The following is a 25597-nucleotide window of genomic DNA, read 5'->3' as shown; positions in this document are numbered from 1 at the left end:
GGTGTGTTCGAGCGAGTCGCCAGGTGGTCGGACTCGGCAGGGGCTCGGCGGGGCTGCCGAGCGGTTGCAGGCGCGCTCAGCCGTCGAACGCGTTGCGTATCCAGTTCAGGTCGGGGCTCGCGCCAAGGGCGACGACGTCGAAGCGGCTGGGGTGGCTGGCCCAGCGCTGTTCCCTGAGCAGGAAGAATTGCGCGGCCCTGATCAGCTTCTGGCGCTTGCGCGCATCGATACTCTCCAGTGCGCCTCCCCAGGCGTCGTGTCGCCGATAGCGCACTTCGACGAATACTACTGTATCGCCTTCAAGCATGACCAGATCGAGTTCGCCGGCGCGGCACGACCAGTTGCGCGCGATCAGGCGCAGGCCCTGGCGTTGCAGATGGGCCAGCGCCAGGACTTCGCCATCCTGGCCGCTGGCGCGTCGACTGTCACTCATCGGGCCGGGCTGTCGCCGAGGGGAACGACATTGCCGTCGCGAAACTCCGCCCAGGGCAGGGCGCGCTCGATGCGCTGGTGGGCGCCGAGGCTGAGCGTGCCCGAATGTCCCTCGATGCGCATGTCGGGGAAGGCCAGCAACTGGTTGAGGCGTGAGGCGAGCAGGTAGGCGTCGGCGCCCATGGCATACAGCCGGCCGAGGCTGCCGCCGGCCTGCGGCCACTGCTGTTCGACCTGCTGGCGCAGGCGCTGCTCGGGATCCAGCAGCCAGGGGGTTTCGGCGAAGCGGATGCCTTCGAGGTCGAGGTACTGGTTGCGGTCGTTGTTCGCCGCATGCAGGTGGGACGTGCTGTAGACCGGAAGGTCGGCGGCGTACTGGAACGCCAGGGTGGGCTTGACCTGCTGGGCCTGCTGCGGCGAGGCGGCGAGGAAGAGGAAGTCGATGTCCTGACGACGCACCGGCTGCGCGGTGATGGTGGCGCCGTCGCTGCCGGTCACCCGGCGGCCGGCCTCGCCCTCGCGCAGTTGCAGGAGCTCGGCGATCTGGTTGGCCAGGGCGATGGGTTCGGCCAGCGGCTCGGCGGCGATCAGCTCGCCCCCCTGTTCCAGCCAGGCGTTGCGAAAGGCCTGCAGGACGCGACTGCCCCAGTCACCGCGAGGGGTGAGGGCAATGGCGCTGCGGTGGCCGTCGACCCAGGCGCGTCGCGCGGCCTCGCGGGCCTCGTCTTCGGCGGCCAGGCCGAACTGGAACAGCTGCGGCGGAACCTGCTGGCCGGCGTCGCTGTAGTTCAGGGCCAGGGTATTGATGGGCAGTTGATCGCGGCTGCCAAGCTGGCGCACCTGATCCTTGTCCAGCGGGCCGATGACCAGTTGCACCCGGTCGGCCTCGGCCTGGCGGTAGAGGGCATCGAGGGAGGCGAAGTGGCTGCTGTCGTAGAGCTCGATATGGGACAACGCCTCGCCGGTCTGCTGGGCCTGCAGATGGGCGGAGAGAAAGCCGTCGCGCAGCGCCTCGGCGACGCTGGCCAACTGACCCTGCATCGGCAGCAGCAGGGCGACACGGGTGATCGGCTCGTCGGTCATCTCGCGCAGCCTGACCAGGGCCTCGGGCAGCTCGCGGGCGGCCGGGTGGCCCGGGTGGCGTTCGAGCCAGCCGTCGATCGCGGCCTGCTGCTGGCGCACGGTGGGTGCCTGGCCGATGCTTGCGGCCAGTGCCAGCCAGCCGTCCAGGTCCGGGTCGCCGGTGGGCTGCAGCTCTTCGGCAGGCAGCGCCGAGACCAGCGGCCAGATCGCCTGATGATTGTCGCGGGCCGGCTGGCCGCTCAGCAGCGGCGCAACGAACACGCGCTCGCGCAGGGCTGGCATGGTCTGGCCGTTGGCCTCGAAGGCATCGGCGCGGATCAGGTGACTGCGCAGCTGCTGGTCGGCGGGCAGCTCGTGGAGTATTTCGAAGCTCGGATGCAGGACTGCCTGAAGGGCCAGTTCCGGCTCACCGGCCTGCATGGCCAGCTCGGCCTGCAGGGTGTTGGCGAAGACCTGCTGCGCCGGCGGCAGGCTGTCGGTCTCGATCGTTTCGAGGATGCTCCTGGCCTGCTGCGGGTTGCCCTGCTGGTAGCTTTGTTCGGCCGCGGTGAGGCGCAGCAGCCTGGCCTCGGCGGGCGCGGCGGTCTGCGCCTGCTGGAGCAGCTCCTGGGTCGTGGCCTGGGGCGTGCGGGGAAGCTCGCCCAGGGGAGACTCCGGTGCGGTGGTACAGGCTGAAACCAGGCCGAATAGGCACACGAAAAGCAGTAGGCGCAAGCGATCCGTCATGGGAAGGGGTCCGGAGCAGTTCAAAAGGCGGTGATTGTACCAAGGCTCGGTAGGGTGGCGATGCTGCACTGCCCAAACCGGTACACTGTGGTCTTTTTCGACGAGGTATCTGCTGTGACTGTGACGGCTGACGCGAATTCCGGCGGGGGGGTCCTGTACGTCGTGGCGACCCCGATCGGCAACCTGGAAGACATCAGTGCCCGTGCCTTGCGGGTGCTGCGTGAGGTGGCGCTGATCGCGGCAGAGGATACCCGTCATTCGCTCCGGTTGTTGCAGCATTTCGGAATCACCACGCCATTGGCGGCCTGTCATGAGCACAACGAGCGTGATGAGGGTGGGCGCTTTCTCGAGCGGCTGCGGGGTGGTGACGACGTGGCGTTGATTTCGGACGCCGGCACGCCACTGATATCCGACCCGGGTTATCACCTGGTGCGGCAGGCGCGAGCCGCGGGGATACGGGTGGTTCCGGTGCCAGGCGCCTGCGCCCTGATCGCCGCGCTGTCGGCGGCCGGGCTGCCTTCGGATCGATTCGTCTTCGAGGGCTTCCTCCCGGCCAAGGCGGCCGGGCGGCAGGGTCGCCTGCAGCAGTTGAAAGAGGAGCCGCGTACGCTGATCTTCTACGAGGCGCCCCACCGCCTGCTGGATTGCCTGGCGGATCTGGAGGGGGCCTTTGGCGCCGAGCGGCCGGCGCTGCTGGGGCGGGAGTTGACCAAGACCTTCGAAACCCTGCAGGGGTTACCGCTGGGCGAGTTGCGTCGCTGGGTCGCCGCTGACAGCAATCAGCAGCGCGGCGAGTGCGTGCTGGTGGTGGCCGGCTGGCAGGCGCCACAGGACGAGGACGCGCTGGATGCGCAGGCGCTGCGGGTACTCGACCTGCTGCTGGCGGAGTTGCCGCTCAAGCGCGCGGCGGCAGTGGCGGCGGAGATCACCGGCGTGCGCAAGAACCTGCTCTATCAGGTGGCGCTGGAGCGCAAGGGCGAGGGCGGTGGCTAGTCTTTTCGTCTACGGCGAGGAGTTTGCCTTGCGGCCGGGCGGCGGTGTCCCTATCCTTGCGCCCCGGAGAGTCGATCGGGCAGTCGCTGTCCTCTTTTGCTTGCAGGAGAGGAGGGAGGAAAGTCCGGGCTCCGCAGGGCGAAGTGCCAGGTAACGCCTGGGAGGCGTGAGCCTACGGAAAGTGCCACAGAAAATAACCGCCTAAGCGCTTCGGCGCCGGTAAGGGTGAAAAGGTGCGGTAAGAGCGCACCGCACGACTGGCAACAGTTCGTGGCTAGGTAAACCCCACTTGGAGCAAGACCAAATAGGGATCCATTGGCGTGGCCCGCGCTGGATCCGGGTAGGTTGCTAGAGGCGGTCAGTGATGGCCGTCGTAGAGGAATGACTGTCCTCGACAGAACCCGGCTTACAGATCGACTCTCCGCCTTATCCTGCTTGAACACCCCTCTTTTTAGTCCGAAATAATCTTGCTCTTAACAAACCACCTCAGGTTTGAAGAGCAATCGCCCGCCTCCTCTGGCTAATCACGCTTCCGCTTTATGCGGTTCCTTGCGCGACGTCTCGATTTGTCCGTTAACCCTTCGTCTTTAAAAGGATTTCGCATTTAGACCTCATCTTGACGGTGGGGTAGGCCGGTTCCTATAGTGTGCGGAAGTGGTACAAAGTGGAAAAAAGTGGGTCAAATGGGCACGGATAGCTGGTCCAGGGGAGCGTTACCGTGTTTCGGGGAGCCAATGCCATCAGTCTCGACGCCAAAGGGCGGCTCGCGATGCCTAGCCGGTATCGTGACGAGCTCGTTTCGAGGTGCGAGGGGCAATTGGTCGTGACCGTGGATGTATCCGATCGCTGCCTCTGTCTCTATCCCCTTCCGGAATGGGAGCAGATCGAAGCGACCCTGCGCTCGCTGCCATCGCTGAATGAGGATTCGCGGCGGCTGCAGCGGGTGCTGATCGGCAATGCGGTCGATCTGGAACTCGATGGCAGTGGTCGCGTGCTGGTTCCACCGCGCCTGCGCGATTACGCCGGGCTGGACAAGCGGGCCATGCTGGTCGGTCAGCTGAACAAGTTTCAGATCTGGAATGAAGACGAGTGGATCGCGGTCTCCGAGCGGGACTTCGCGGCCATCAAACAACCCGGCGGTCTGCCGGATCAACTGCGCGACCTAATTCTGTGAATCCGACCAGCAGCTCGCAGCACGTCACCGTGTTGCTCGACGAAGCTATTGCCGCACTCGCCGTGCGTGCCGACGGCCGCTATATAGACGGCACTTTCGGACGCGGCGGGCATAGCCGCCTGCTGCTCGATCGCCTCGGCCCGGACGGCTGCCTGCTGGGGTTCGACAAGGATCCGCAGGCGATCCTGGCGGGGCATACCCTAGCGGCCGAAGACGGCCGCTTCGTCGTTGTACAGCGCAGCTTCGCCGAGCTGGCCGAGGAGGTGGCGCAACGCGGCTGGAACGGCCGGGTCGACGGCATCCTGCTCGATCTCGGGGTTTCTTCACCGCAGTTGGACGAGGCTGAACGCGGGTTCAGCTTCACCCATGATGGTCCGCTGGACATGCGCATGGACCCCTCGCGTGGGATCAGTGCGGCGCAGTGGGTGGCGCAGGCTCCGGAAGAAGAGATCGCCCGGGTTTTCAAGGATTACGGCGAGGAGCGCTTCGCCCGGCGGATGGCCCGCGCCGTGGTGGCGCGTCGCGCCGAGCGCCCCTTCGAGCGTACCCTGGACTTGGCCAAGGTCCTGACCGAGGCCAATCCGGCCTGGGAAAAGGGCAAGAATCCGGCGACCCGCGCCTTCCAGGGCCTGCGCATCTTCATCAACAACGAACTAGGCGATCTCGAGGCCGGCCTCGAGGCGGCGCTCGAGGCGCTGGCGGTAGGCGGACGGCTGGTGGTGATCAGCTTTCATTCGCTCGAGGATCGCCTGGTCAAGCAGTTCATGCGCCGTCAGGTCAAGGGTGAAGCCGATGCGCTGCCGCGTGACCTGCCGGTGCGGGTCAAGCCTTTCGATCCGCGCCTGAAACTGATCGGCAAGCCACAATACGCCTCGCCGGCCGAGGTCTCGGCCAACCCGCGCTCGCGTAGCGCGGTGATGCGGGTTGCGGAGAAGCTGCGATGAGCCGTTCGCTGCGCGCCATGCCGCGAGGCACGCTAATCATGCTGGCGCTGTTCGTCGCCGTGCTGGGAACCGCCCTGGGCGTGGCCTACACCGCGCACTGGAACCGGCAGTTGCTCAATGACCTGTATGGCGAGTTGAGCGTGCGCGACAAGGCGCAGGCCGAGTGGGGCAGGCTGGTGCTGGAGCAGAGCACCTGGACCGCCCATAGCCGGATCGAGAGCCTGGCCAGTGAACGCCTGGAAATGCGTGTGCCCGAGGCGCTCGACGTCAGGCTGGTGAAGCCATGATGCGTCTCGACGGCGCCTTGTATCCCTGGCGCTTTCGCCTGGTGCTGGGCCTGCTCGCGGTCATGATTGCGCTCATTGGCTGGCGCATCGTCGACCTGCAGGTGCTCGATCCCGGCTTTCTCAAGGGCCAGGGCGATGCGCGCAGCGTGCGGCATATTCCTATTCCGGCGCATCGCGGGCTTATGACCGACCGGCATGGCGAGCCGCTGGCGGTCAGCACTCCGGTGACCACCCTGTGGGGCAACCCGAAGGAACTGGTGACGGCTCCCGGGCGTCTCGATGAACTGGCCACAGCACTGGGGCAGGAGCCCAAGGCTCTGCGCGAACGTATTACCCAGCTGGCCGCGCGCGAATTCATGTACCTCACCCGCGGGCTGACCCCGGAGCAGGGCGACGAGGTCCTGGCGCTGAAGATCCCAGGCGTCTATTCGCAGGAAGAGTTTCGCCGCTTCTACCCGGCGGGTGATGTCGCCGCCCATGTGGTGGGCTTTACCGATATCGACGACCGCGGCCGCGAAGGCATCGAACTGGCCTATGACGAATGGCTTGCCGGCGTGCCCGGACGCCGCCAGGTGCTCAAGGACCGCCGCGGCCGGCTGATCAAGGATGTGCAGGTGGTGCAGAACGCCAAGCCGGGCAAGCCGGTGGCGCTGTCGATCGACCTGCGCCTGCAGTACCTGGCGCATCGAGAACTGCGCAACGCCATGATCGAGCACGGCGCCAAGGCGGCCAGCCTGGTGATGATCGACGTGAAGACCGGCGAGATCCTCGCCATGGCCAACCAGCCCACCTACAACCCGAACAACCGCCGCAATCTGCAGCCGGCGGCGATGCGCAACCGGGCGATGATCGATGTGTTCGAGCCCGGCTCGACGGTCAAGCCCTTCTCCATCGCCGCCGCGCTGGCCTCCGGCCGCTATCAGCCGAACTCGATGATCGACACCCGGCCGGGCTGGATGCGCATCGGCCGCTACACCATTCGCGACGTCTCGCGCGGCGACATGATGGACCTGACCGGCATCCTGATGAAATCGAGCAACGTCGGGGTGAGCAAGATCGCCCTGGATATCGGTGCCGAGCCGGTCTATGCGGTCATGCAGCAGGCCGGTTTCGGCCAGGACACCGGGCTTGGCTTTCCTGGCGAACGGGTTGGCAGCCTGCCCAACCACCGCCGCTGGCGCGAGGCTGAAACCGCGTCGCTGGCCTACGGTTACGGCCTTTCGGTGACCGCGGTGCAACTGGCGCACGCCTACGCGACGCTTGGCAATGGCGGCAAATCGGTGCCGCTGTCACTGCTGCGGGTCGACCGGCCGCGCGAGGGTACCCAGGTGATGGACAAGCAGGTGGCCGACGCGGTGCTGAAGATGCTGCGTGCAGTGGTCGAGGACGAAGGCGGCGGTGGTGTGCGAGCCAGGATTCCGGGCTACCAGGTCGGTGGCAAGAGCGGTACGGCGAAAAAGATCTCCGGCACCGGGGGCTATACCAAGGATGCCTACCGCGCCTTCTTCGCGGGCGTGGCGCCGGTGTCCAACCCGCGTATCGCCGCGGTGGTGGTGATCGACGAGCCCAGCACCAAGGGCTATTTCGGTGGCCTGGTGGCCGCACCGGTGTTTGGCAAGGTGATGGCGCACTCGCTGCGCCTGCTCAACGTCACGCCGGACAACCTGCCGAGCCCCGAGCTGAAAACCGCCGATGCCAAGGCGCGAAACGGAGGGCGCGGCTGATGGGCGTTCCACTCGATTATCTGTTGCCCCAGGCGCCACGTTCGGTGCTGGTGCGCGCATTGACCCTGGACAGCCGCAAGACCCGGCCGGGCGATCTGTTCCTGGCGGTACCGGGCCTGCGCCAGGACGGTCGCCAGCACATTGCCGATGCGATCGCGCGTGGTGCGGTGGCGGTCGCCTACGAGGCCGAAGGTGCCGAGCCAATTAAGGCGGACACCGCGCTGCTGATTCCGGTCAGGGGGCTGGCTGCCCAGCTGTCCTACATCGCCGGCCGCTTTCATGGCGAACCCAGCCGCAGCCTGCGCCTGGTCGGCATCACCGGCACCAATGGCAAGACCACCGTGAGCCAGTTGGTGGCTCAGGCGCTGGATCTCCTGGGCGAGCGCTGCGGGCTCATCGGCACGCTGGGCAATGGCTTTCACGGAGCGCTGAAGCAGGGCATGCACACCACGCCGGATGCCCTGGGCGTCCAGGAAGGGCTGGCGCAGCTGAAGCAGGCTGGCGCCCGGGCGGTCGCCATGGAGGTGTCGTCCCACGGGCTCGAGCAGGGGCGAGTGGCGGCGCTGGCCTTCGATGTGGCGGTGTTCACCAATCTGTCCCGCGATCATCTCGACTACCACGGCAGCATGGAGGCCTACGGGGCAGCCAAGGCCCGGCTGTTCGAGATGCCCGGCCTCAAGCATCGGGTGGTCAACCTTGACGATGCCTTCGGACGTCGGCTCGCCTCGGCGCCGGGCGAGTCGACCCTGATCACCTACAGCCTGGAGGATGCCGGTGCCTCATTGTATTGCCCAGCGGCGCGTTTCAACGACGGCGGCGTCCGCGCCCGCCTGATGACGGCACAGGGCGAGCGCGCCCTGCGCAGCCCGCTGCTCGGCGCGTTCAACCTGAGCAACCTGCTGGCGGTGGTGGGCACCCTGCTGGGGATGGGCTATCCCCTCGACGAAGTGCTGGAAGTGATGCCCCGGCTCGATGGCCCGCCCGGGCGCATGCAGCGCCTTGGCGGCGTTGATCGGCCGCTGGTGGTGGTCGACTACGCCCACACCCCCGATGCCCTGGAAAAGGCCCTGCTGGCGCTGCGTCCACATGCCCAGGGCCGCCTGCGTTGCCTGTTCGGCTGCGGCGGCGAGCGTGACAAGGGCAAGCGGCCCCTGATGGCGGCCGTCGCCGAGCGTCTGGCCGATACCGTGACCGTCACCGACGACAACCCGCGCGGTGAAGATCCTGCAACGATTCAGCTCGACGTTCGGTCGGGATTCACGGCGCCCGAATCAGTAGAATTCGTCCCCCTTCGTGCCCGCGCCATCGCCCAGCTGATCGCCAGCAGCCGCGTCGGCGACCTGGTGTTGCTAGCCGGCAAGGGACATGAGGATTACCAGGAGATCCAGGGGCAGCGGCTGCCCTTCTCCGATGTCGACGAAGCAAGCAGGGCGCTGGACGCCTGGGAGGACACCAGTGCTTGAAGCGATGCGCCTGAGCCAGTTGCTCGAGCCGCTGTCGGCGCGCCTGATTGGCGACGATACCCATTTTTCCGCGGTGAGCACCGACAGCCGGGCGATCCTGCCGGGCCAGCTGTTCGTTGCCCTGGTCGGCCCGAATTTCGACGGTCATGCCTATCTGGCAGAGGCCGCTGCCAAGGGTGCAGTGGCAGCGCTGGTCAGCCGCGAAGTGGCCGACTGCGCCATCCCGCAGCTGCTGGTGCCGGATACCCGCCTGGCACTGGGCCGGCTGGGCGCGCTCAATCGCGAGGCGTACGACGGCATGGTCGCTGCCGTGACCGGCTCCAGCGGCAAGACCACCGCCAAGGAGCTGATCGCCAGCATCCTACGCGTCGCAGCTGGCGACGCCGAGGCCGTGCTGGCCACCCGCGGTAACCTCAACAATGATCTCGGGGCGCCGCTGACCCTGCTCGAGCTGGGCCCGCAGCACCGCAGCGCGATCATCGAACTCGGTGCCTCGACAGTAGGCGAGATCGCCTACACGGTATCCCTTACCCATCCGCAGGTGTGTCTGATCACCAACGCGGGCAACGCCCATGTGGGGGAATTCGGCGGCCCGGAGCGCATCGTCGAGGCCAAGGGTGAAATCATCGAAGGGCTGCGCCAGGGCGGCGTGGCGGTGCTCAATCTGGACGACAAGGCCTTTCCCATCTGGAAGCAGCGTGCCGGTGAGCGCCGGGTACTGAGCTTCAGCGTGCACAACCCCGACGCTGACTTTCATGCAGCCGGGCTGGATCAGGACGCCCGCGGCTGCCCGAGCTTCGTGCTGCATGGGCCGGAGGGCTCGGCCGCAGTGCAGCTCAACCTGCTAGGCCGTCACAACGTAGCCAATGCCGTGGCGGCCGCGGCGGTCACCCACGCCATGGGTGTGGAGCTGGCCGACATCGTCAAGGGGCTGCAGTGGTTGCAGCCGGTCAGGGGGCGTGCAGTGGCGCAGTTCGGCCTCAACGGGGTGCGGTTGATCGACGACAGTTACAACGCCAATCCGGCGTCCATGTGCGCGGCGGTCGACCTGCTGGCGAGTTTTGCGCCACGGCGCCTGCTGGTGCTGGGAGACATGGGCGAACTCGGGCAATGGTCCAGAGCCGGCCACCGCCAAGTGGGCGAGCATGCCCGCGGCACGGTGGAAGGGCTGTTCGCGGTCGGCCCCGAGATGGCGCATGCCGTCGCCGCCTTTGGCCCGGGCGGCCGCCATTTCAACAGCCAACCGGCATTGATCGAGGCTTTGAGGGCCGAATGCCGGGCGGGCACCACGCTTCTGATCAAAGGCTCTCGCAGTGCCGCAATGGACAGGGTCGTCAGCGCCCTGAGCGAAGCAACCATGGAGAAACATTGATGCTGCTTCTGCTCTCGGCATGGCTCCAGCAGTTCCATACGGGATTTTCCGTCTTCCAGTACCTGTCCCTGCGCGGGATCCTCGGGGTGTTGACTGCCCTGGCCCTGGCGCTGTGGCTGGGCCCCTGGATGATCCGCACCCTGCAGATCCGCCAGATCGGCCAGGCGGTGCGCAACGACGGTCCGCAGTCGCATCTCTCCAAGCGCGGCACCCCGACCATGGGCGGTGCGCTGATTCTCTCGGCGATCGGCATCAGTACGCTGCTCTGGGCCGACCTGTCGAACCGCTACGTGTGGGTGGTGCTGCTGGTTACCCTGCTGTTCGGCGCCATCGGCTGGGTAGACGACTACCGCAAGGTGATCGAAAAGAACTCCCGCGGCCTGCCGAGCCGCTGGAAGTATTTCTGGCAATCGGTGTTCGGCTTCGGTGCCGCGGTCTTCCTTTATATGACCGCGCAGAACCCCATCGAAACCATCTTCATCGTGCCCTTGATCAAGGACATCGAGATCCCGCTCGGCATCGGCTTCATCGTGCTGACCTACTTCGTCATCGTCGGCTCGAGCAATGCGGTGAACCTCACCGATGGGCTGGACGGGCTGGCGATCATGCCGACGGTCATGGTCGGCGGTGCGCTGGGCATCTTCTGCTACCTGTCGGGCAACGTGAATTTCGCCGAGTACCTGCTGATTCCCTATGTTCCGGGCGCTGGCGAGCTGATCGTGTTCTGCGGCGCGCTGATCGGTGCGGGCCTGGGCTTTCTCTGGTTCAACACCTATCCGGCGCAGGTGTTCATGGGTGACGTCGGCGCGCTGGCGCTGGGCGCCGCGCTGGGCACCATCGCGGTGATCGTTCGCCAGGAGGTGGTGCTGTTCATCATGGGCGGCGTGTTCGTCATGGAAACCCTCTCGGTCATGATCCAGGTGGCTTCGTTCAAGCTCACCGGCAAACGCGTGTTTCGCATGGCGCCGATCCACCACCACTTTGAACTCAAGGGCTGGCCCGAGCCGCGCGTGATCGTCCGATTCTGGATCATCACGGTGATTCTCGTGCTGGTTGGCCTTGCCACCCTGAAGCTGAGGTAATTGAGCGTGTTGATTGCGTCCGACCAGTTCCGCATCGTTGTCGGCCTCGGCAAGAGCGGTATGTCCGTGGTTCGCCATCTGGCGCGCCGTGGCCTGCCCTTTGCCGTGGTCGACACGCGGGACAACCCGCCGGAACAGGCCACGCTGGCACAGGAATTCCCCGAGGTGGAGGTGCGCTGCGGGGAACTCGACGTCGATTTTCTCTGCCGCGCCAGCGAGCTGCTGGTGAGCCCGGGCCTGTCGGTCGCTACCCCCGCGTTGCAGCAGGCAGCGGCGCGTGGCGTGAAGCTTTCTGGTGACATCGACCTGTTCGCTCACGAAGCGAAAGCGCCGATCGTCGCCATCACCGGCTCCAACGCGAAAAGTACCGTGACCACCCTGGTGGGGCTGATGGCCGAGATGGCCGGACGCCGGGTGGCGGTAGGCGGCAACCTGGGCACGCCGGCGCTGGATCTGCTGGATGACGGCGTCGAGCTGTACGTGCTCGAACTGTCGAGTTTCCAGCTGGAAACCACCGAGCGACTGGACGCCGAAGTGGCGACTTGCCTGAATATCAGTGAGGACCACATGGATCGCTACAGCGGTCTGCCGGCCTATCACCAGGCCAAGCACCGGATCTTCCGCGGTGCCCGGCAGGTGGTGGTGAACCGCGACGACCCGCTCAGCCGGCCGCTGCTGCGCGAGGACTTGCCGCTCTGGACCTTTGGCCTCGGGCGCCCTGACTTCAAGGGTTTCGGGCTGATCGAGCGGGACGGCGAAAAACACCTGGCGTTCGAGTTCCAGCCATTGATGCCGGTGAGCGAGCTGAAGATCCGCGGCGCGCACAACCATTCCAACGCCCTCGCGGCACTGGCTCTCGGCCACGCGGCCGGCCTGCCGATGGCGGCCATGCTCGCGGCGCTGCGCGGCTTCGCTGGCCTGGCGCATCGCTGTCAGTGGGTGGGCGAGCACCAAGGGGTCGCTTACTACGACGACTCCAAGGCCACCAATGTCGGTGCCGCGCTGGCTGCCATCGAGGGGCTTGGCGCAGATGTGGCCGGACGACTGGTGCTGATTGCCGGAGGAGACGGCAAGGGTGCGGATTTCGCCCCGCTGCGGGAACCTGTCGCGCGTCATTGCCGCGCCGTGGTGTTGCTGGGTCGCGATGCCGGACAACTGGCCGCCGTGCTGCAGGATACGGCGCCGCTGCTGACCGTTGCCGGACTTGACGAGGCGGTCCGCCAGGCCTCCAGCCTGGCCCAAGCGGGCGATGCGGTGCTGCTGTCGCCGGCATGCGCCAGCCTGGACATGTTCCGCAATTTCGAGGAACGCGGCCGGCTGTTCGCCGCCGCGGTGGGAGGGCTCGCCGAATGCTGAGCCTTTCCATCCTGCGCCGAGCGCCTTCTCCATTGTTCAGCCCGCGCGGGGTCGACCTGGATTTTCCAATGCTCGCCGGTTGCCTGGCGCTGCTCGGCCTGGGCCTGGTCATGATTTCCTCGGCCTCCACCGAGGTCGCCTCGGTGAATACCGGCAGCAGCCTCTACTACATGATCCGCCACCTGATCTACGTGGTGATCGGCCTGGCTGCCGCGGGTGGGGCCCTGTTGATTCCCCTGGCCGTGTGGCAGCGCCTGAGTGGTGCGCTGCTGCTGGCCGGCTTCCTGTTGCTGGTGCTGGTGCTGATTCCCGGCATCGGGCGCGAGGTGAACGGTTCGATGCGCTGGATCGGCTTCGGCCTGTTCAACGTCCAGCCCTCCGAGCTGGCCAAGCTGTTTGTCATCGTCTATCTCGCCGGCTACCTGGTACGCCGGCAGGATGAGGTTCGCGAGCACTGGTGGGGCTTTCTCAAGCCGTTCATGGTACTGCTGCCGATGGCCGTGCTGCTGTTGCTGGAGCCTGACTTCGGGGCCACGGTGGTGATGATGTGCGCGGCGGTGGCGATGCTCTTCCTTGGCGGGGTGGGGCTGCTGCGGTTCGGCCTGCTGGTGATCCTCGCCGTGTTCGCCGTCTACGTGCTGGTACAGACTCAGCAATATCGCATGCAGCGGCTGATCACCTTCACCGACCCCTGGGCCGACCAGTACGGGGCGGGCTACCAATTGACCCAGGCGCTTATCGCCTTTGGCCGTGGCGAGTGGCTCGGCGTCGGGCTGGGCAACAGCGTACAGAAGCAGTTCTATCTGCCAGAGGCACACACCGATTTCGTGTTCTCGGTACTGGCCGAGGAGCTGGGCATGTTCGGCGCCCTGGCGACCGTCGCACTGTTCGCCTTCGTCGGTATCCGTGCGCTCTACATCGGCCTGCGCGCCGAGCATGCCAAGCAGTTTTTCGGGGCCTACGTGGCTTATGGGGTGGCCTTTCTCTGGATCGGCCAGTTCCTCATCAATATCGGGGTGAACGTCGGTCTCCTGCCGACCAAGGGGCTGACCCTGCCATTCCTGAGTTATGGCGGCAGCTCGCTGGTGGTGACCTGCGCCAGCATGGCGATCCTGTTGCGTATCGACTGGGAGACTCGCCGGCAGCTGGGGACCGAGGGCTACGACTTCAGCGAAGCGGATTTCCGCGACGTGGAGCCGCCGCCGGTCCTCAAGGAGGTCGCTCGTGGTCGCTAACGTACTGGTGATGGCCGGTGGCACCGGTGGCCACGTGTTTCCCGCGCTGGCCTGCGCACGCGAGTTCCAGGCGCGCGGCTACAAGGTGCACTGGCTGGGCACTCCGCGCGGGATCGAGAACGAACTGGTGCCGGCGGCAGGTCTGCCCCTGCACCTGATCCCGGTCAGTGGCCTGCGCGGCAAGGGCCTGGCATCGCTGGCGGCCGCCCCGCTGCAACTGGGTCGCTCGTTGCTGCAGGCACGCCGGCTGATCGCCGAGCTGCAGCCGGTCTGTGTCCTGGGTCTGGGCGGCTATGTCACCGGACCGGGCGGGCTGGCCGCCCGGCTGGCGCGCGTGCCCCTGGTGATCCACGAACAGAACGCCGTGGCCGGAACCGCCAACCGCAGCCTGGCGCCCATGGCCGCCCGGGTCTGCGAGGCGTTCCCGGACACCTTCCGGCCCAGCGGCAAACGCCGCACCACCGGTAATCCGGTGCGCGAAGAGCTCTTTCTGGTCACTCCCCGCGAAGCGCTGGACGGACGCCGCCCGCGCCTTCTGGTGCTCGGTGGCAGCCTTGGCGCCGAGCCGCTGAACAAGCTCGTGCCACAGGCGCTCTCCCAGCTGCCGGTCGAACTGCGCCCCGAGGTGTTCCACCAGGCCGGCAAGCAACACGCCGAGCTGACCACCGGACGCTACCGCGATGCGGGGGTCGAGGCCAAGGTGGCGCCCTTCGTCGCCGATATGGCACGTGCCTATGCCTGGGCGGATCTGGTGATCTGCCGCGCCGGGGCGCTCACCGTGAGCGAACTGGCCGCGGCGGGGCTACCGGCTTTTCTGGTGCCGCTACCCCACGCCATCGACGACCACCAGACCCGCAATGCCGAGTACCTGGCCGATGCGGGCGCGGCAGTGGTCCTGCCCCAAGCGACTACCGATGCCGCCGCGCTCGCCGCCCGGCTTACCGAGGTCATGATGCACCCCGAACAACTCAAGAGCATGGGCGCCACGGCGCGCCGACTGGCCAAGCCCGATGCCACCCGTAGCGTCGTCGACATCTGTCTGGAGGTGGCCCTTGGCTAAGTCCCCGGGAGCCGCGAAGGCAGAAATCCGGCGCATGCGACGCATCCGCCGTATCCACTTCGTCGGTATCGGCGGCGTGGGCATGTGCGGCATCGCCGAGGTGCTGCTCAATCTTGGCTATGAAGTGTCCGGCTCCGACCTCAAGGCCTCGGCGACCACCGAGCGGCTGGCGAGCTTTGGCGCGCAGATCCACATCGGCCATCGCGCCGAACACGTGCAGGGCGCCGACGTGCTGGTGGTTTCCAGTGCGGTCAACGAGGCCAATCCGGAAGTGGCGACCGCCCTGGAGCAACGGATTCCCGTGGTGCCGCGGGCGGAAATGCTCGCCGAGCTGATGCGTTATCGCCACGGCATCGCCGTGGCCGGGACCCATGGCAAGACCACCACCACCAGCCTGCTCGCCTCGGTGTTCGCCGCGGGCGGGCTGGATCCGACCTTTGTCATCGGTGGCCGGCTGAACGCGGCCGGAACCAATGCCCAGCTCGGTGGCAGCCGCTACCTGATCGCCGAAGCCGACGAGAGCGATGCCAGCTTCCTGCACCTGCAGCCGATGGTCGCGGTAGTGACCAACATCGATGCCGATCACATGAGCACCTATGAAGGGGACTTCGGCAAGCTCAAGCGAACCTTCATCGAGTTCCTGCACAACCTGCCGTTTTACGGGCTGGCTGTACTCTGCGTCGACGACCCGGTGGTGCGCGAGATCCTCGGCCAGATCGGTCGACCTCTGATTACCTACGGTTTCGCCGAGGATGCCGACGTGCGCGCAGTGAAGGTGCGCCAGGATGGCATGCGCACCTTCTTCACGGTACTGCGCAGCGGCCGCGAACCGCTCGACGTGTCGGTCAACATGCCGGGCGATCACAACGTGCTCAATGCCCTGGCCACCATCGCCATCGCCACCGACGAGGGCATCGAGGACGCCGCCATTCTCCAGGGGCTGTCCGGATTCCAGGGCGTCGGCCGGCGCTTCCAGGTGTATGGCGAACTGCCGGTGGAGAGCGGCAGCGTGATGCTGGTCGACGACTACGGCCATCACCCACGTGAGGTCGCCGCGGTGATCAAGGCCGTGCGCGGCGGCTGGCCCGACAGGCGCCTGGTGATGGTCTACCAGCCGCATCGCTATACCCGCACCCGGGACCTCTACGAGGATTTCGTTCAGGTGCTGGCCGACGCCAATGTGCTGTTGCTGATGGAGGTCTACCCGGCGGGCGAGGAGCCGATTCCGGGTGCCGACAGCCGCCAGCTGTGCCACAGCATCCGTCAGCGCGGGCAGCTCGACCCGATCTACATCGAGCGCGGCGTGGAGCTGGCGCCCTTGCTCAAACCGTTGCTCAGACCCGGCGACATCGTCATCTGCCAGGGGGCCGGTGACATCGGCGCGCTGTCGCCCCAGTTGATCCGCCACCCGCTATTTGCCGGCGTCTCACCCGCCGCGAGGAAGAATTGACATGACCCAGCCGACCCGCGATCCCCAGGCCTACGGCCGTGTCGCCGTGCTCTATGGCGGCATCAGCGCCGAGCGGGAGATTTCGCTGAAGTCCGGTCAGGCGGTACTGACCGCCCTGCAGGGCGCTGGGGTCGACGCCTTCGGCCTCGATGTCGGCACCGATGTGCTGCGTCGGCTGGCGGATGAGCGGATCGATCGTGCCTTTGTCGTCCTGCACGGTCGTGGCGGCGAGGATGGCAGCATGCAGGGCCTGCTCGAGTGCGCACGCATTCCCTACACCGGCAGCGGCATCCTGGCGTCCTCGCTGGCGATGGACAAGCTGCGCACCAAGCAGGTTTGGCAGACCCTGGGCCTGCCGACCCCGGCCCATGCCGCGTTGGCCAGCGAAGAGGACTGCCACGCCGCAGCCGAGACGCTCGGCTTTCCGCTGATCGTCAAGCCGGCCCATGAGGGGTCGAGCATCGGCATGGCCAAGGTCGGCGGGATAGCCGAACTGATCGCCGCCTGGCGTGCGGCCAGCGCCTATGACTCCCAGGTGCTGGTGGAGCAGTGGATCCAGGGCCCCGAGTTCACCATCGCCATGCTCGGCGGGCGGATGCTGCCGGTGATCGGGCTGGGCACGCCGCACAGCTTCTACGACTACGACGCCAAGTACCTCGCCGCCGATACCCAGTACCGCATTCCCTGCGGTCTGGAAGCGGCGCGCGAGGAGGAACTGCAGGCGCTCTGCGCCCGGGCTTGCGAGGCGGTAGGCGTGCGCGGCTGGGGCCGGGTGGATGTGATGCAGGATGCCGAAGGGCGCTTCTGGCTGCTGGAGGTCAACACCGTGCCTGGCATGACCGACCACAGCTTGGTGCCAATGGCCGCTGGGGCGGCCGGGCTGGATTTCCAGCAGCTGGTGCTGGAAATCCTTGAAGACAGCTTGGTGGAGAGGAACTGAACCATGATCCCCAGTCTGCGTCATACCCAGCCATTCCCTCGGACGCCACAGCGCAAGGTCGCGCCGCGCGGTGCGAGTCGGCTGGTGGCGCCGGAGCCGCTGCTCAGCCGCTTGCCCAGGCCGACCTGGAGTGGCGTCAAGCGCGTGCTCTGGCCGGTCGTGCTGGTTGGCCTGCTGGCGGCGGGCTACGAGCTGGGACAGCAGTTGCTACCCTACGCCGACCGGCCGATCGCCAAGGTGACGGTGCAGGGCGAACTGGCCTATGTCAGCCCGGATGCGGTGCAGCAGCAGATCGCGCCCTATGTCGAGCGCAGCTTTTTCAGCGTCGATCTGGTGGGCATGCGCAAGAGCCTCGAGGAAATGCCCTGGATCGCAGGCGCCGAGGCGCGGCGGGTATGGCCCGACCAGGTGATCGTCAAGCTCGATGAACAACTGCCCATCGCCCGCTGGGGCGACGAGGCACTCTTGAACAACCGGGGGCAATCCTTTGTTCCCAGCGACGCATCGGGATACGACCAGTTGCCGCAGCTGTACGGACCCAAGCGGGCCCAGCGGCGGGTCATGCAGCAATATCAGATGCTCAGCCAGATGCTGCGACCCATGGGCTTGACCGTTCATCGGCTCGAGTTGCGCGAGCGTGGCAGCTGGTTCCTGACCACTGGGCAGGGTATGGAGCTGCTGCTCGGGCGCGACAACGTGGTGGAGAAGATTCGCCGGTTCGGCACCATCTACCGGCAGGAGCTGCATGAGCAGCGCGAGAACATAGCGCGGGTCGATCTACGTTACGCCAACGGCCTGGCCGTGGCATGGCACGAACCACCCGCAGCCGCGAGCGACACGCTCGTGGCGAAGAAGAATTGAGGACAGGCGTAACATGGCGAATGTGCAGAGCGGGAAAATGATCGTCGGGCTGGACATCGGCACCTCCAAGGTGGTGGCGCTGGTGGGAGAGGTAACGGCCGATGGTGGGCTGGAAGTGGTGGGCATTGGCAGCCACCCGTCACGCGGACTGAAGAAAGGCGTGGTGGTGAACATCGAGTCGACGGTGCAGTCGGTGCAGCGGGCCATCGAAGAGGCGCAGCTGATGGCCGGCTGCCGCATCCACTCGGCCTTTGTCGGTCTGGCGGGCAACCATATCCGCAGTCTCAACTCCCACGGTATCGTCGCCATCCGTGATCGCGAAGTCAGTGAAGCGGACCTCGAACGTGTGCTCGATGCCGCCCAGGCCGTGGCCATTCCGGCTGACCAGCGGGTCCTGCATACGCTGCCGCAGGACTATGTGATCGACAACCAGGAGGGCGTGCGCGAACCCCTGGGCATGTCCGGCGTGCGCCTTGAAGCCAAGGTGCACGTGGTGACCTGTGCGGTGAATGCCGCGCAAAACGTCGAAAAATGCGTGCGCCGCTGTGGCATGGAAGTGGACGATATCATTCTCGAGCAACTGGCCTCGGCCCATGCGGTCCTGACCGAGGACGAAAAGGAACTGGGCGTCTGCCTGGTGGACATCGGCGGCGGCACCACCGACATCTGCATCTTCACCGAAGGCGCGATCCGTCATACCGCGGTGATCCCCATCGCCGGCGACCAGGTGACCAACGACATCGCCATGGCCCTGCGCACCCCGACCCAATACGCCGAGGAAATCAAGATCCGTTATGCCTGCGCGCTGGCCAAGCTGGCCGGTGCGGGGGAAACCATCAAGGTACCGAGCGTCGGAGATCGGCCGCCGCGGGAACTGTCCCGCCAGGCTTTGGCCGAAGTGGTCGAGCCCCGGTACGACGAACTGTTCACACTGATTCAGGCCGAGCTGCGTCGCAGCGGCTATGAGGACCTGATTCCGGCCGGCATCGTGCTGACCGGCGGCACGGCAAAAATGGAAGGTGCCATTGAACTTGCCGAGGAGATTTTCCACATGCCGGTACGCCTCGGCGTACCGCATGGCGTGAAAGGGCTGGCTGATGTCATCAGAAATCCCATCTATTCGACCGGCGTCGGCCTGTTGCTGTACGGCTTGCGCAAGCAATCCGAGAGTATGCCCACGCCCGGTCGCGGCCAGCCCAACGAAGAATCGAAGTCATCTGTCCTGGACAGGCTGAAAAGCTGGATTCAGGGAAATTTTTAACAGCACGGCAGTTAACTCGAATTACAACTTGAAGGAGAGCGGGCAATGTTCGAACTCGTAGATCACACCCCACAGAACGCTATCATCAAGGTCGTCGGTGTCGGCGGTGGCGGCGGCAACGCCGTCAATCACATGGTGCGCAGCAACGTCGAAGGCGTTGAATTCATCTGCGCCAACACCGACGCCCAGGCGCTGAAGAAAATCGAAGCCCGTACCGTGCTGCAGCTCGGCTCCGGCATCACCAAGGGGCTAGGCGCCGGTACCAATCCTGAAATAGGCCGCCAGGCTGCCCTGGAAGACCGTGAGCGCATCGCCGAGGTGCTCGAAGGCGCCGATATGGTGTTCATCACCACCGGCATGGGTGGCGGTACCGGCACCGGCGCAGCGCCGGTGATCGCTCAGGTGGCCAAGGAAATGGGCATTCTCACCGTCGCGGTGGTTACCCGTCCGTTCCCCTTCGAAGGTCGCCGCCGCATGCAGGTGGCCGACGATGGCATCCGTGCGCTGTCCGAGTGCGTCGACTCGCTGATCACCATCCCCAATGAGAAGCTGCTGACCATCCTCGGCAAGGAAGCGAGCCTGCTGGCTGCCTTCGCCAAGGCTGACGACGTGCTGGCCGGTGCCGTGCGCGGCATTTCCGACATCATGCAGCGCCCGGGTCTGATGAACGTCGACTTCGCCGACGTGAAAACCGTCATGGGTGAAATGGGCATGGCCATGATGGGCACCGGCTGCGCCAGCGGTCCGAACCGCGCCCGCGAAGCCACCGAGGCGGCGATCCGCAACCCGCTGCTGGAAGACGTGAACCTGCAGGGCGCCCGCGGCATCCTGGTGAACATCACGGCCGGGCTGGACCTGTCCCTTGGCGAATACGCGGCGGTTGGTGAAATCATCGAGGCGTTCGCTTCCGACGAAGCCACAGTGAAAGTCGGCGCGGTGATCGATCCGGAAATGCGTGACGAGCTGCATGTGACCGTGGTGGCCACCGGGCTCTCCTCGCGTCTGGACAAGCCGGTCAAGGTGGTCGACAACACCGTTCAGACTTCGCCGGTACCGCAGCCGAGCGTCGCGCGCGAGCAACAGGCGGTCAACTACCGTGATCTGGAGCGCCCGACCGTGATGCGTAACCAGGCCCAGGCGACCGCCGCTGCGGCCAAGCTCAACGCCCATGAAGACCTGGATTACCTTGATATTCCAGCCTTCCTGCGACGTCAGGCTGATTGAGTGCGTATATCAGGGGTATATTTCTGATTAGTGTTAACGAAGGGAGGCATCTGCTATGATCGCCTCCAGTTTCGTCTACTAATTCGCGTTCCGCGCCACAGCGAAGTTATCCCATGATCAGACAACGCACTCTGAAGAACACCATCCGGGCCACCGGTGTCGGCCTGCATTCAGGAGAGAAGGTCTATCTCACCCTGAAGCCGGCGCCGGTGGATACCGGCATCGTGTTCTGTCGCACCGATCTGTCGCCGCCGGTGGAACTCACCGCCCGCGCCGAAAATGTGGGCGAAACCACGATGTCGACGACCCTGGTCAACGGGGACGTCAAAGTCGATACCGTCGAGCATCTCCTGTCGGCCATGGCGGGCCTGGGCATCGACAACGCCTATGTCGAGCTGTCGGCTTCCGAGGTCCCCATCATGGACGGCAGTGCCGGTCCTTTCGTCTTTCTCATCCAGTCCGCCGGGCTGGAAGAGCAGGATGCGCCGAAGCAGTTCATCCGCATCAAGCGCGAAGTGACCGTGGAGGAGGGCGACAAACGCGCCACCTTCCTGCCGTTCGATGGTTTCAAGGTCAGTTTCGAAATCGACTTCGACCACCCGGTGTTCCAGGGCCGTACGCAGGTGGCGAGCGTGGACTTCTCCAGCACCTCGTTCGTCAAGGAAGTCAGCCGTGCCCGGACGTTCGGCTTCATGCGTGATATCGAGTTTCTGCGTTCACACAACCTGGCGCTTGGCGGCAGTGTCGACAATGCCATCGTGGTGGACGAGAGTGGTGTGCTCAACGAGGACGGCCTGCGTTACGAGGACGAATTCGTCAAGCACAAGATCCTCGATGCCATCGGTGACCTTTATCTCCTGGGCAAGAGCCTGATCGGCGAATTCCGCGGACACAAGTCCGGGCATGCGTTGAACAATCGCTTGCTGCGGACCCTGATGGCCCAGCCGGACGCCTGGGAGATCGTCACCTTCGAGGACGCCACCGTGGCGCCCCCTATCTCCTACATGCGACCGATCGCGGCGGGGTGATGCCGGTGCAGCCAGGCTCGTAACCGGCTGCAAGCTGCGTCATGAAAAACCCCGCGACAAGCGGGGTTTTTCATGACTGGGGGATGCGCCGCGAAACTAGTTGAGACCGTCGAGCAGTCCAGCCATGTCGTCGGCGTGCTCTTCTTCCTGAGCAAGGATGTCTTCGAAGATGCGTCGAGTGGTAGGGTCCTTGTCGCCGATGAACTGGACGATCTCGCGGTAGCTGTCGATTGCGATGCGCTCGGAGACCAGGTTCTCGAAGATCATGTCGCGCAGACCATTACCCTCGGCGTATTGCGCATGGGAACGCTCGACCAGGGTGTCCGGGTTGAAATCCGGTTCGCCGCCAAGCTGGACGATGCGCTCGGCGAGGCGATCGGCATGCTCCTGCTCTTCATTGGCATGCTCGAGAAACTCATCGGCCGCTAGACTGGCCTTGACCCCCGAAGCCATGTAGTAATGGCGTTTGTAGCGCAACCAGCATACGAGTTCGGTCGCCAGTGCTTCGTTCAGCAGGTTGATCACGACTTCCCGATCGGCCGAATAGCTCTCGGTGACCGCGCCATTCTCGACATGCTGGCGAGCACGATCGCGCAAGGTTTGCTTGTCGCTCAGTTGTACAAAGGTCATTGAAATCTCCTTTTCGGCTGGCACCGGCCGGCCGGCCGTGGTTGAAAAGCGGACCTCAGTTGTGATTCCCGGCACCGGCAAAAGTTTTCTACTTCGGCGTGGCTGGAAGCGGCTCTGGCTCGTCGACCGCAGGCGCCTCGTCGGGCTCCTCACGCTTGGGGTTTTCCTCCAGAAGCGGGGCTTCTTCAGGTTCGTTCTCTGGATGCATGGCTACCTCAGCTAAGGGCCTCGATGAGTTCATCCTTGCGCATTTTCGAGCGACCCGGGATGTCACGCTCCCGAGCTTTTTCCTGAAGTTCCCGGACTGTCATCTTTGCCAGCGATGTGTTGCCGGAGCTGTTCCCTCGGTTGGGTGATTCTCCCTGGCGCGCCTGTGCCGCGCGGTGCGCAGAATCCTTACGGTCGGCGCGCTTGGCGGTGGCGCTTTTGTCCTGGCCGGAACCGCCCTTGCGCTCACCGCCGCCGGACTGCTTGTTGACCGTTGCCCAGGCGCGCGCTTCCGCTTCGTCTGCCGGCACACCGCGCTTTTCATAGCTTTCCTCGATGTGCTCGGCCTTTCGCTGCTGCTTGTCGGTGTACTTGCTCTTGTCGCCCCTGGGCATGGTCGGCCTCCCGTCTCTGTCGGGGGTTATGAAGGTCAGTTGCGCTGGTTTTCTTCCAACTGGCGGCAGGTCAGAAAGCCCTTGCCATCCACCCGGCCGGCGCCGTCGAAGCTAACGTAATAGGGTTGTTCCTTGCCCTCGCGGTACAGGACATAATTGTTGCAGGTGCCTGGGCGTGCCCGGCGGTCGACAGTGCTGGAGGGCTCACCGCCAAGGGCGAGTACCCGATCGCGGGTCATTCCGGTCTCGACCTGCTTGACCAGCGGCTCACCGCGGTATGTGTAACGGTCGAGTGGGTTCTGGGTGTGGGTGGCGCAGCCTGCCAGGATGCTCAGACTGGCAACGGTTGCGACCAACAGGAGTGGCTTGCTCATTTTCTGGTTCCTCGAGTCCTAGGCGTCTCCCTTGATTGGTCCGCTTCCGAGGCCGATGAGTTTCATCACGGCGGCGCGGCGGTTGTGGCTGCGGCCGCAGTAATTTCGCCACGGCGCACCTTTTCTCGGGCGGTTAAACTTTGCGCGCCGCCGGCACTCTCATTCCGGCTGACCAGGGCTGAAGCTCGCCAGCAGAGGTATTCGTGGCGGGAGTCGAAGAATGGCCGAAAAAAATGGTCATATGGTGCGGGCCGGATGGGCCCAGGTTGCTTCCCGAGGCGCTAGATGATGCGAATCCTTGTATGTGGTGCGAGCGGGCAGGTCGGGCACGAGTTGATCCGTCGTGGCACGTTGCGTGGCCTTCAGGTGACCGGCCTGAGCCACGCGGAGCTCGACATCACCGACGAGTCAGGAGTGTCCCAGGCGGTTCGTCAGCTGCGGCCCGAGCTCATCGTCAACGCCGCCGCGTTTACCCAGGTCGATGCGGCCGAATCCAGGCCGGAGATCGTCTATGCGGTGAACCGTGACGGGGTCCGCTATCTGGCTCGGGCGGCGCGGGAGCACGCCGTGCCGGTACTGCACATGTCCACCGATTACGTCTTTTCCGGAGACTCGGCCACACCCTATCGTGAATCCGACCCGACAAGTCCGACAGGAGTCTATGGCTCGAGCAAACTGGCGGGTGAGCAGGTTTTGCAGGAGGAGCTCGAACAGGCTTTGATCCTGCGTACCAGTTGGGTGTTCGGCGCCCACGGGCGAAACTTCGTGAAGACCATGTTGCGCCTGGGGACCGAGCGCGATGTGCTGTCCGTAGTGGACGATCAGGTTGGTTGCCCGACCTTCGCCGGTGGGCTGGCCGAAGTCTTGCTCGAGCTGGCCAGCCGCTATGCGGCCAGCGGCAACCTTCGCTGGGGCCTCTACCACTACAGCGGCAGTCCAACCTGCAGCTGGTTCGGCTTTGCCAATGAAATCTTCCGGCAGGCAGCGGCGACCGGCCTGCTGGCCAGGGTGCCGGATGTCAAGCCCATCGCCACGGCGCAATACCCCACCCCGGCGCGTCGGCCGGCCTGGTCGGTGCTCGACTCGAGCCTTTTCCAGGAAACCTTCGGCATCACCGCTCGCGACTGGCGGGACGACCTCGCCGAGGTGATCGGCGATCTATCCAACCGGCCTACATGCGAGCGCCGCGCTTGAAACTTTCAGTTATGCTTCGCGTTCTTTTTATATCGTGATCGGGAGCGCCTGATGTTGGTTTTCAAGGCGATTCTGCCTGTATTCGCGCTGATCGTGATCGGTTATCTGTCTGGATGGCGACGCTGGCTCAGTAGCGAGGCCGCGACAGGATTGGCGGCAATCACCTTCAAGCTGTTCATGCCGGCAGTCCTGCTCGACGGCCTGGCCCGTGCCGACTTGGGCCAGGGCCTGTCCCCCGTGCTTCTCCTGGCGTACTTCGTGCCAGTGCTGCTGGTGTTTGCTGCGGTCAACCTGCTGGCCCACCGTGGGCTGCGCCGGGCTTCGCCGTTCGGCCTCACCGCGGCTTATTCGAACAACGTGCTGGTGGGCATTCCGCTGGTCACCACATTATTGGGCAGCGCCAGCCTGGTGTATGTGTTTGCCATTCTGCTGTTCCACAGCCTGCTGCTGTTTTCCCTGCAGAGCCTTTATGCCGCCCTCGGCACGGGTGAGAAGGTGTCGCCCCGCGAGCTGCTGAAAAATCTGGCCAATCCGCTGGTCATCGGCTTGTTGCTGGGGGCCGCGCTGAACCTGTCGGGCCTGCCCATGCCTGAAGCGTTCTGGCGGCTGACGGGTTGGTTGGCCCAGGGGGCGCTGCCCTGCGCCCTCATCGTGCTGGGCATGAATCTTTCTCGCTATCGCTTGCGGCCCGATGCCAGTGCGCTGGGCCTGACCCTGGCAAAGCTGGCGCTGTTGCCTTTGCTGGTGTGGTGGTTCAGCGGTCTGCTGCCGGGCCTGAATACCGAGGCGCGAACGGTATTGGTGCTGCTCGCCGCTTGCCCCAGCGGGGTCAATGTACTGGCCTTCGTGCGGGCTGCGAGCGATGAGCGCCCGGTGAGCTCGGCGGTGTTTCTCTCGACCGTGATGGCCGCGGTGAGTTTGCCGCTGTGGATGTTGCTGGTGGGCCTCTGAGGCGTTGCGCCATGGCGAACGCCGCCGCTCTGCGGGGGTCAACCCGCTGTCTGGAAGTCGCGGAGAAGCAAGATGCTCAGATGGCTGGTCGGTCCCGGGGGCGTCGTGGTGATCGCCTGCATCCTGATATTGATCGCGCTGTTCAGGCTGC

The 25597-nt window shown here is 65.3% G+C and carries 24 protein-coding genes and 1 other RNA gene; 20 read left to right on the top strand and 5 right to left on the bottom strand.

The genetic code is table 11. From position 1 onward, the window contains the following. Positions 1-76 precede the first annotated feature (76 nt). A complete protein-coding gene (locus ACFOMF_RS05245; protein ID WP_386361921.1) occupies positions 77-433 on the bottom strand; it encodes a YraN family protein in 357 nt (118 codons plus the stop codon). Further along, on the bottom strand, positions 430-2241 hold the full coding sequence (locus ACFOMF_RS05240) for a penicillin-binding protein activator (RefSeq protein ID WP_386361920.1): 1812 nt from the start codon (positions 2239-2241) through the stop codon (positions 430-432). The genes ACFOMF_RS05245 and ACFOMF_RS05240 overlap by 4 nt, the downstream gene beginning before the upstream one ends. A gap of 114 nt (positions 2242-2355) precedes the next feature. On the opposite strand from ACFOMF_RS05240, the gene rsmI reads away from it, so the two are divergent. The 18 genes from rsmI (at position 2356) to lpxC (ending at position 21695) form a co-directional block, all read left to right on the top strand. Next, the gene (rsmI, locus tag ACFOMF_RS05235) at positions 2356-3234 is read left to right on the top strand and encodes a 16S rRNA (cytidine(1402)-2'-O)-methyltransferase (RefSeq protein WP_386361918.1); all 879 of its coding nucleotides are present in this window, start codon (positions 2356-2358) and stop codon (positions 3232-3234) included. Positions 3235-3301: 67 nt separating this feature from the next. Then, positions 3302-3659: RNase P RNA component class A (gene rnpB, locus ACFOMF_RS05230), an RNA gene on the top strand. Positions 3660-3952: 293 nt separating this feature from the next. Beyond that, positions 3953-4408: a division/cell wall cluster transcriptional repressor MraZ gene (gene mraZ / locus ACFOMF_RS05225; protein ID WP_386361916.1), complete on the top strand. Its 456-nt coding sequence runs from the start codon at positions 3953-3955 to the stop codon at positions 4406-4408. Further along, positions 4405-5352, top strand: coding sequence for a 16S rRNA (cytosine(1402)-N(4))-methyltransferase RsmH (gene rsmH / locus ACFOMF_RS05220; protein WP_386361914.1), 948 nt, complete (start codon positions 4405-4407; stop codon positions 5350-5352). The genes mraZ and rsmH overlap by 4 nt, the downstream gene beginning before the upstream one ends. Next, positions 5349-5639 (top strand): cell division protein FtsL, encoded by a 291-nt coding sequence (gene ftsL / locus ACFOMF_RS05215; protein WP_386361912.1) that lies wholly within the window; start codon positions 5349-5351, stop codon positions 5637-5639. Before rsmH ends, ftsL begins: the two co-directional genes overlap by 4 nt. Beyond that, entirely contained in the window at positions 5639-7363 is a 1725-nt protein-coding gene (locus ACFOMF_RS05210; RefSeq protein WP_386361961.1) for a peptidoglycan D,D-transpeptidase FtsI family protein, read from the top strand. The genes ftsL and ACFOMF_RS05210 overlap by 1 nt, the downstream gene beginning before the upstream one ends. Continuing rightward, a complete protein-coding gene (locus ACFOMF_RS05205) occupies positions 7363-8826 on the top strand; it encodes a UDP-N-acetylmuramoyl-L-alanyl-D-glutamate--2,6-diaminopimelate ligase (RefSeq protein ID WP_386361910.1) in 1464 nt (487 codons plus the stop codon). The genes ACFOMF_RS05210 and ACFOMF_RS05205 overlap by 1 nt, the downstream gene beginning before the upstream one ends. Next, positions 8819-10198 (top strand): UDP-N-acetylmuramoyl-tripeptide--D-alanyl-D-alanine ligase, encoded by a 1380-nt coding sequence (locus ACFOMF_RS05200; RefSeq protein WP_386361908.1) that lies wholly within the window; start codon positions 8819-8821, stop codon positions 10196-10198. The genes ACFOMF_RS05205 and ACFOMF_RS05200 overlap by 8 nt, the downstream gene beginning before the upstream one ends. After that, positions 10198-11280 (top strand): phospho-N-acetylmuramoyl-pentapeptide-transferase, encoded by a 1083-nt coding sequence (gene mraY / locus ACFOMF_RS05195; protein ID WP_386361906.1) that lies wholly within the window; start codon positions 10198-10200, stop codon positions 11278-11280. The genes ACFOMF_RS05200 and mraY overlap by 1 nt, the downstream gene beginning before the upstream one ends. A 6-nt stretch (positions 11281-11286) precedes the next feature. After that, positions 11287-12636, top strand: a complete 1350-nt coding sequence (murD, locus tag ACFOMF_RS05190) for a UDP-N-acetylmuramoyl-L-alanine--D-glutamate ligase (protein ID WP_386361904.1) — start codon at positions 11287-11289, stop codon at positions 12634-12636. Continuing rightward, the gene (gene ftsW, locus ACFOMF_RS05185; protein ID WP_386361902.1) at positions 12630-13871 is read left to right on the top strand and encodes a putative lipid II flippase FtsW; all 1242 of its coding nucleotides are present in this window, start codon (positions 12630-12632) and stop codon (positions 13869-13871) included. Before murD ends, ftsW begins: the two co-directional genes overlap by 7 nt. After that, positions 13861-14931, top strand: a complete 1071-nt coding sequence (murG, locus tag ACFOMF_RS05180) for an undecaprenyldiphospho-muramoylpentapeptide beta-N-acetylglucosaminyltransferase (protein WP_386361901.1) — start codon at positions 13861-13863, stop codon at positions 14929-14931. The genes ftsW and murG overlap by 11 nt, the downstream gene beginning before the upstream one ends. Next, positions 14924-16381 (top strand): UDP-N-acetylmuramate--L-alanine ligase, encoded by a 1458-nt coding sequence (gene murC / locus ACFOMF_RS05175; protein ID WP_386361900.1) that lies wholly within the window; start codon positions 14924-14926, stop codon positions 16379-16381. The genes murG and murC overlap by 8 nt, the downstream gene beginning before the upstream one ends. A 1-nt stretch (position 16382) precedes the next feature. Further along, positions 16383-17321, top strand: coding sequence for a D-alanine--D-alanine ligase (locus ACFOMF_RS05170; RefSeq protein WP_386361899.1), 939 nt, complete (start codon positions 16383-16385; stop codon positions 17319-17321). Positions 17322-17324: 3 nt separating this feature from the next. Further along, positions 17325-18182 carry a cell division protein FtsQ/DivIB gene (locus tag ACFOMF_RS05165; protein ID WP_386361898.1) on the top strand — a complete coding sequence of 286 codons (858 nt, stop codon included), beginning with the start codon at positions 17325-17327 and terminating at the stop codon, positions 18180-18182. A 13-nt stretch (positions 18183-18195) separates the two neighbouring features. Next, positions 18196-19443, top strand: coding sequence for a cell division protein FtsA (ftsA, locus tag ACFOMF_RS05160; protein WP_386361897.1), 1248 nt, complete (start codon positions 18196-18198; stop codon positions 19441-19443). 45 nt (positions 19444-19488) lie between these two features. Then, complete coding sequence (gene ftsZ / locus ACFOMF_RS05155) at positions 19489-20667, top strand: cell division protein FtsZ (RefSeq protein WP_386361895.1); 1179 nt, start codon at positions 19489-19491, stop codon at positions 20665-20667. 113 nt (positions 20668-20780) lie between these two features. Then, positions 20781-21695: a UDP-3-O-acyl-N-acetylglucosamine deacetylase gene (lpxC, locus tag ACFOMF_RS05150; RefSeq protein WP_386361893.1), complete on the top strand. Its 915-nt coding sequence runs from the start codon at positions 20781-20783 to the stop codon at positions 21693-21695. Positions 21696-21791: 96 nt separating this feature from the next. Here lpxC and ACFOMF_RS05145 read toward each other — a convergent pair whose 3' ends face one another. From ACFOMF_RS05145 to osmE, 3 genes are all read right to left on the bottom strand, one after another. Beyond that, positions 21792-22325, bottom strand: coding sequence for a ferritin-like domain-containing protein (locus ACFOMF_RS05145; protein ID WP_386361891.1), 534 nt, complete (start codon positions 22323-22325; stop codon positions 21792-21794). A 215-nt stretch (positions 22326-22540) separates the two neighbouring features. After that, the gene (locus ACFOMF_RS05140; RefSeq protein ID WP_386361889.1) at positions 22541-22927 is read right to left on the bottom strand and encodes a Rho termination factor N-terminal domain-containing protein; all 387 of its coding nucleotides are present in this window, start codon (positions 22925-22927) and stop codon (positions 22541-22543) included. A 35-nt stretch (positions 22928-22962) separates the two neighbouring features. Further along, positions 22963-23301: an osmotically-inducible lipoprotein OsmE gene (gene osmE, locus ACFOMF_RS05135; RefSeq protein ID WP_386361887.1), complete on the bottom strand. Its 339-nt coding sequence runs from the start codon at positions 23299-23301 to the stop codon at positions 22963-22965. A gap of 288 nt (positions 23302-23589) precedes the next feature. Between osmE and rfbD the strand changes: the two genes are divergently transcribed. After that, positions 23590-24495 (top strand): dTDP-4-dehydrorhamnose reductase, encoded by a 906-nt coding sequence (gene rfbD / locus ACFOMF_RS05130; RefSeq protein ID WP_386361885.1) that lies wholly within the window; start codon positions 23590-23592, stop codon positions 24493-24495. A gap of 51 nt (positions 24496-24546) precedes the next feature. Further along, positions 24547-25446 (top strand): AEC family transporter, encoded by a 900-nt coding sequence (locus tag ACFOMF_RS05125; protein WP_386361883.1) that lies wholly within the window; start codon positions 24547-24549, stop codon positions 25444-25446. The last annotated feature ends 151 nt before the right edge of the window (positions 25447-25597 follow it).

The organism is Stutzerimonas tarimensis (assembly GCF_042648805.1).
GTDB classification, from domain to species: domain Bacteria; phylum Pseudomonadota; class Gammaproteobacteria; order Pseudomonadales; family Pseudomonadaceae; genus Azomonas; species Azomonas tarimensis.
This window is presented reverse-complemented; position numbering and strand designations above follow the sequence as displayed.

Coding starts and splice junctions, on each gene's coding strand:
- ACFOMF_RS05245 (WP_386361921.1), bottom strand. CDS start 433: ATGAGTGACAGTCGACGCGCCAGCGGCCAGGATGGCGAAGTCCTGGCG.
- ftsA (WP_386361897.1), top strand. CDS start 18,196: ATGGCGAATGTGCAGAGCGGGAAAATGATCGTCGGGCTGGACATCGGC.
- osmE (WP_386361887.1), bottom strand. CDS start 23,301: ATGAGCAAGCCACTCCTGTTGGTCGCAACCGTTGCCAGTCTGAGCATC.
- ACFOMF_RS05145 (WP_386361891.1), bottom strand. CDS start 22,325: ATGACCTTTGTACAACTGAGCGACAAGCAAACCTTGCGCGATCGTGCT.
- ACFOMF_RS05165 (WP_386361898.1), top strand. CDS start 17,325: ATGATCCCCAGTCTGCGTCATACCCAGCCATTCCCTCGGACGCCACAG.
- ftsZ (WP_386361895.1), top strand. CDS start 19,489: ATGTTCGAACTCGTAGATCACACCCCACAGAACGCTATCATCAAGGTC.
- ACFOMF_RS05125 (WP_386361883.1), top strand. CDS start 24,547: ATGTTGGTTTTCAAGGCGATTCTGCCTGTATTCGCGCTGATCGTGATC.
- lpxC (WP_386361893.1), top strand. CDS start 20,781: ATGATCAGACAACGCACTCTGAAGAACACCATCCGGGCCACCGGTGTC.
- ftsW (WP_386361902.1), top strand. CDS start 12,630: ATGCTGAGCCTTTCCATCCTGCGCCGAGCGCCTTCTCCATTGTTCAGC.
- ACFOMF_RS05205 (WP_386361910.1), top strand. CDS start 7,363: ATGGGCGTTCCACTCGATTATCTGTTGCCCCAGGCGCCACGTTCGGTG.
- rfbD (WP_386361885.1), top strand. CDS start 23,590: ATGCGAATCCTTGTATGTGGTGCGAGCGGGCAGGTCGGGCACGAGTTG.
- mraY (WP_386361906.1), top strand. CDS start 10,198: ATGCTGCTTCTGCTCTCGGCATGGCTCCAGCAGTTCCATACGGGATTT.
- ACFOMF_RS05170 (WP_386361899.1), top strand. CDS start 16,383: ATGACCCAGCCGACCCGCGATCCCCAGGCCTACGGCCGTGTCGCCGTG.
- ACFOMF_RS05210 (WP_386361961.1), top strand. CDS start 5,639: ATGCGTCTCGACGGCGCCTTGTATCCCTGGCGCTTTCGCCTGGTGCTG.
- ACFOMF_RS05240 (WP_386361920.1), bottom strand. CDS start 2,241: ATGACGGATCGCTTGCGCCTACTGCTTTTCGTGTGCCTATTCGGCCTG.
- ACFOMF_RS05140 (WP_386361889.1), bottom strand. CDS start 22,927: ATGCCCAGGGGCGACAAGAGCAAGTACACCGACAAGCAGCAGCGAAAG.
- ftsL (WP_386361912.1), top strand. CDS start 5,349: ATGAGCCGTTCGCTGCGCGCCATGCCGCGAGGCACGCTAATCATGCTG.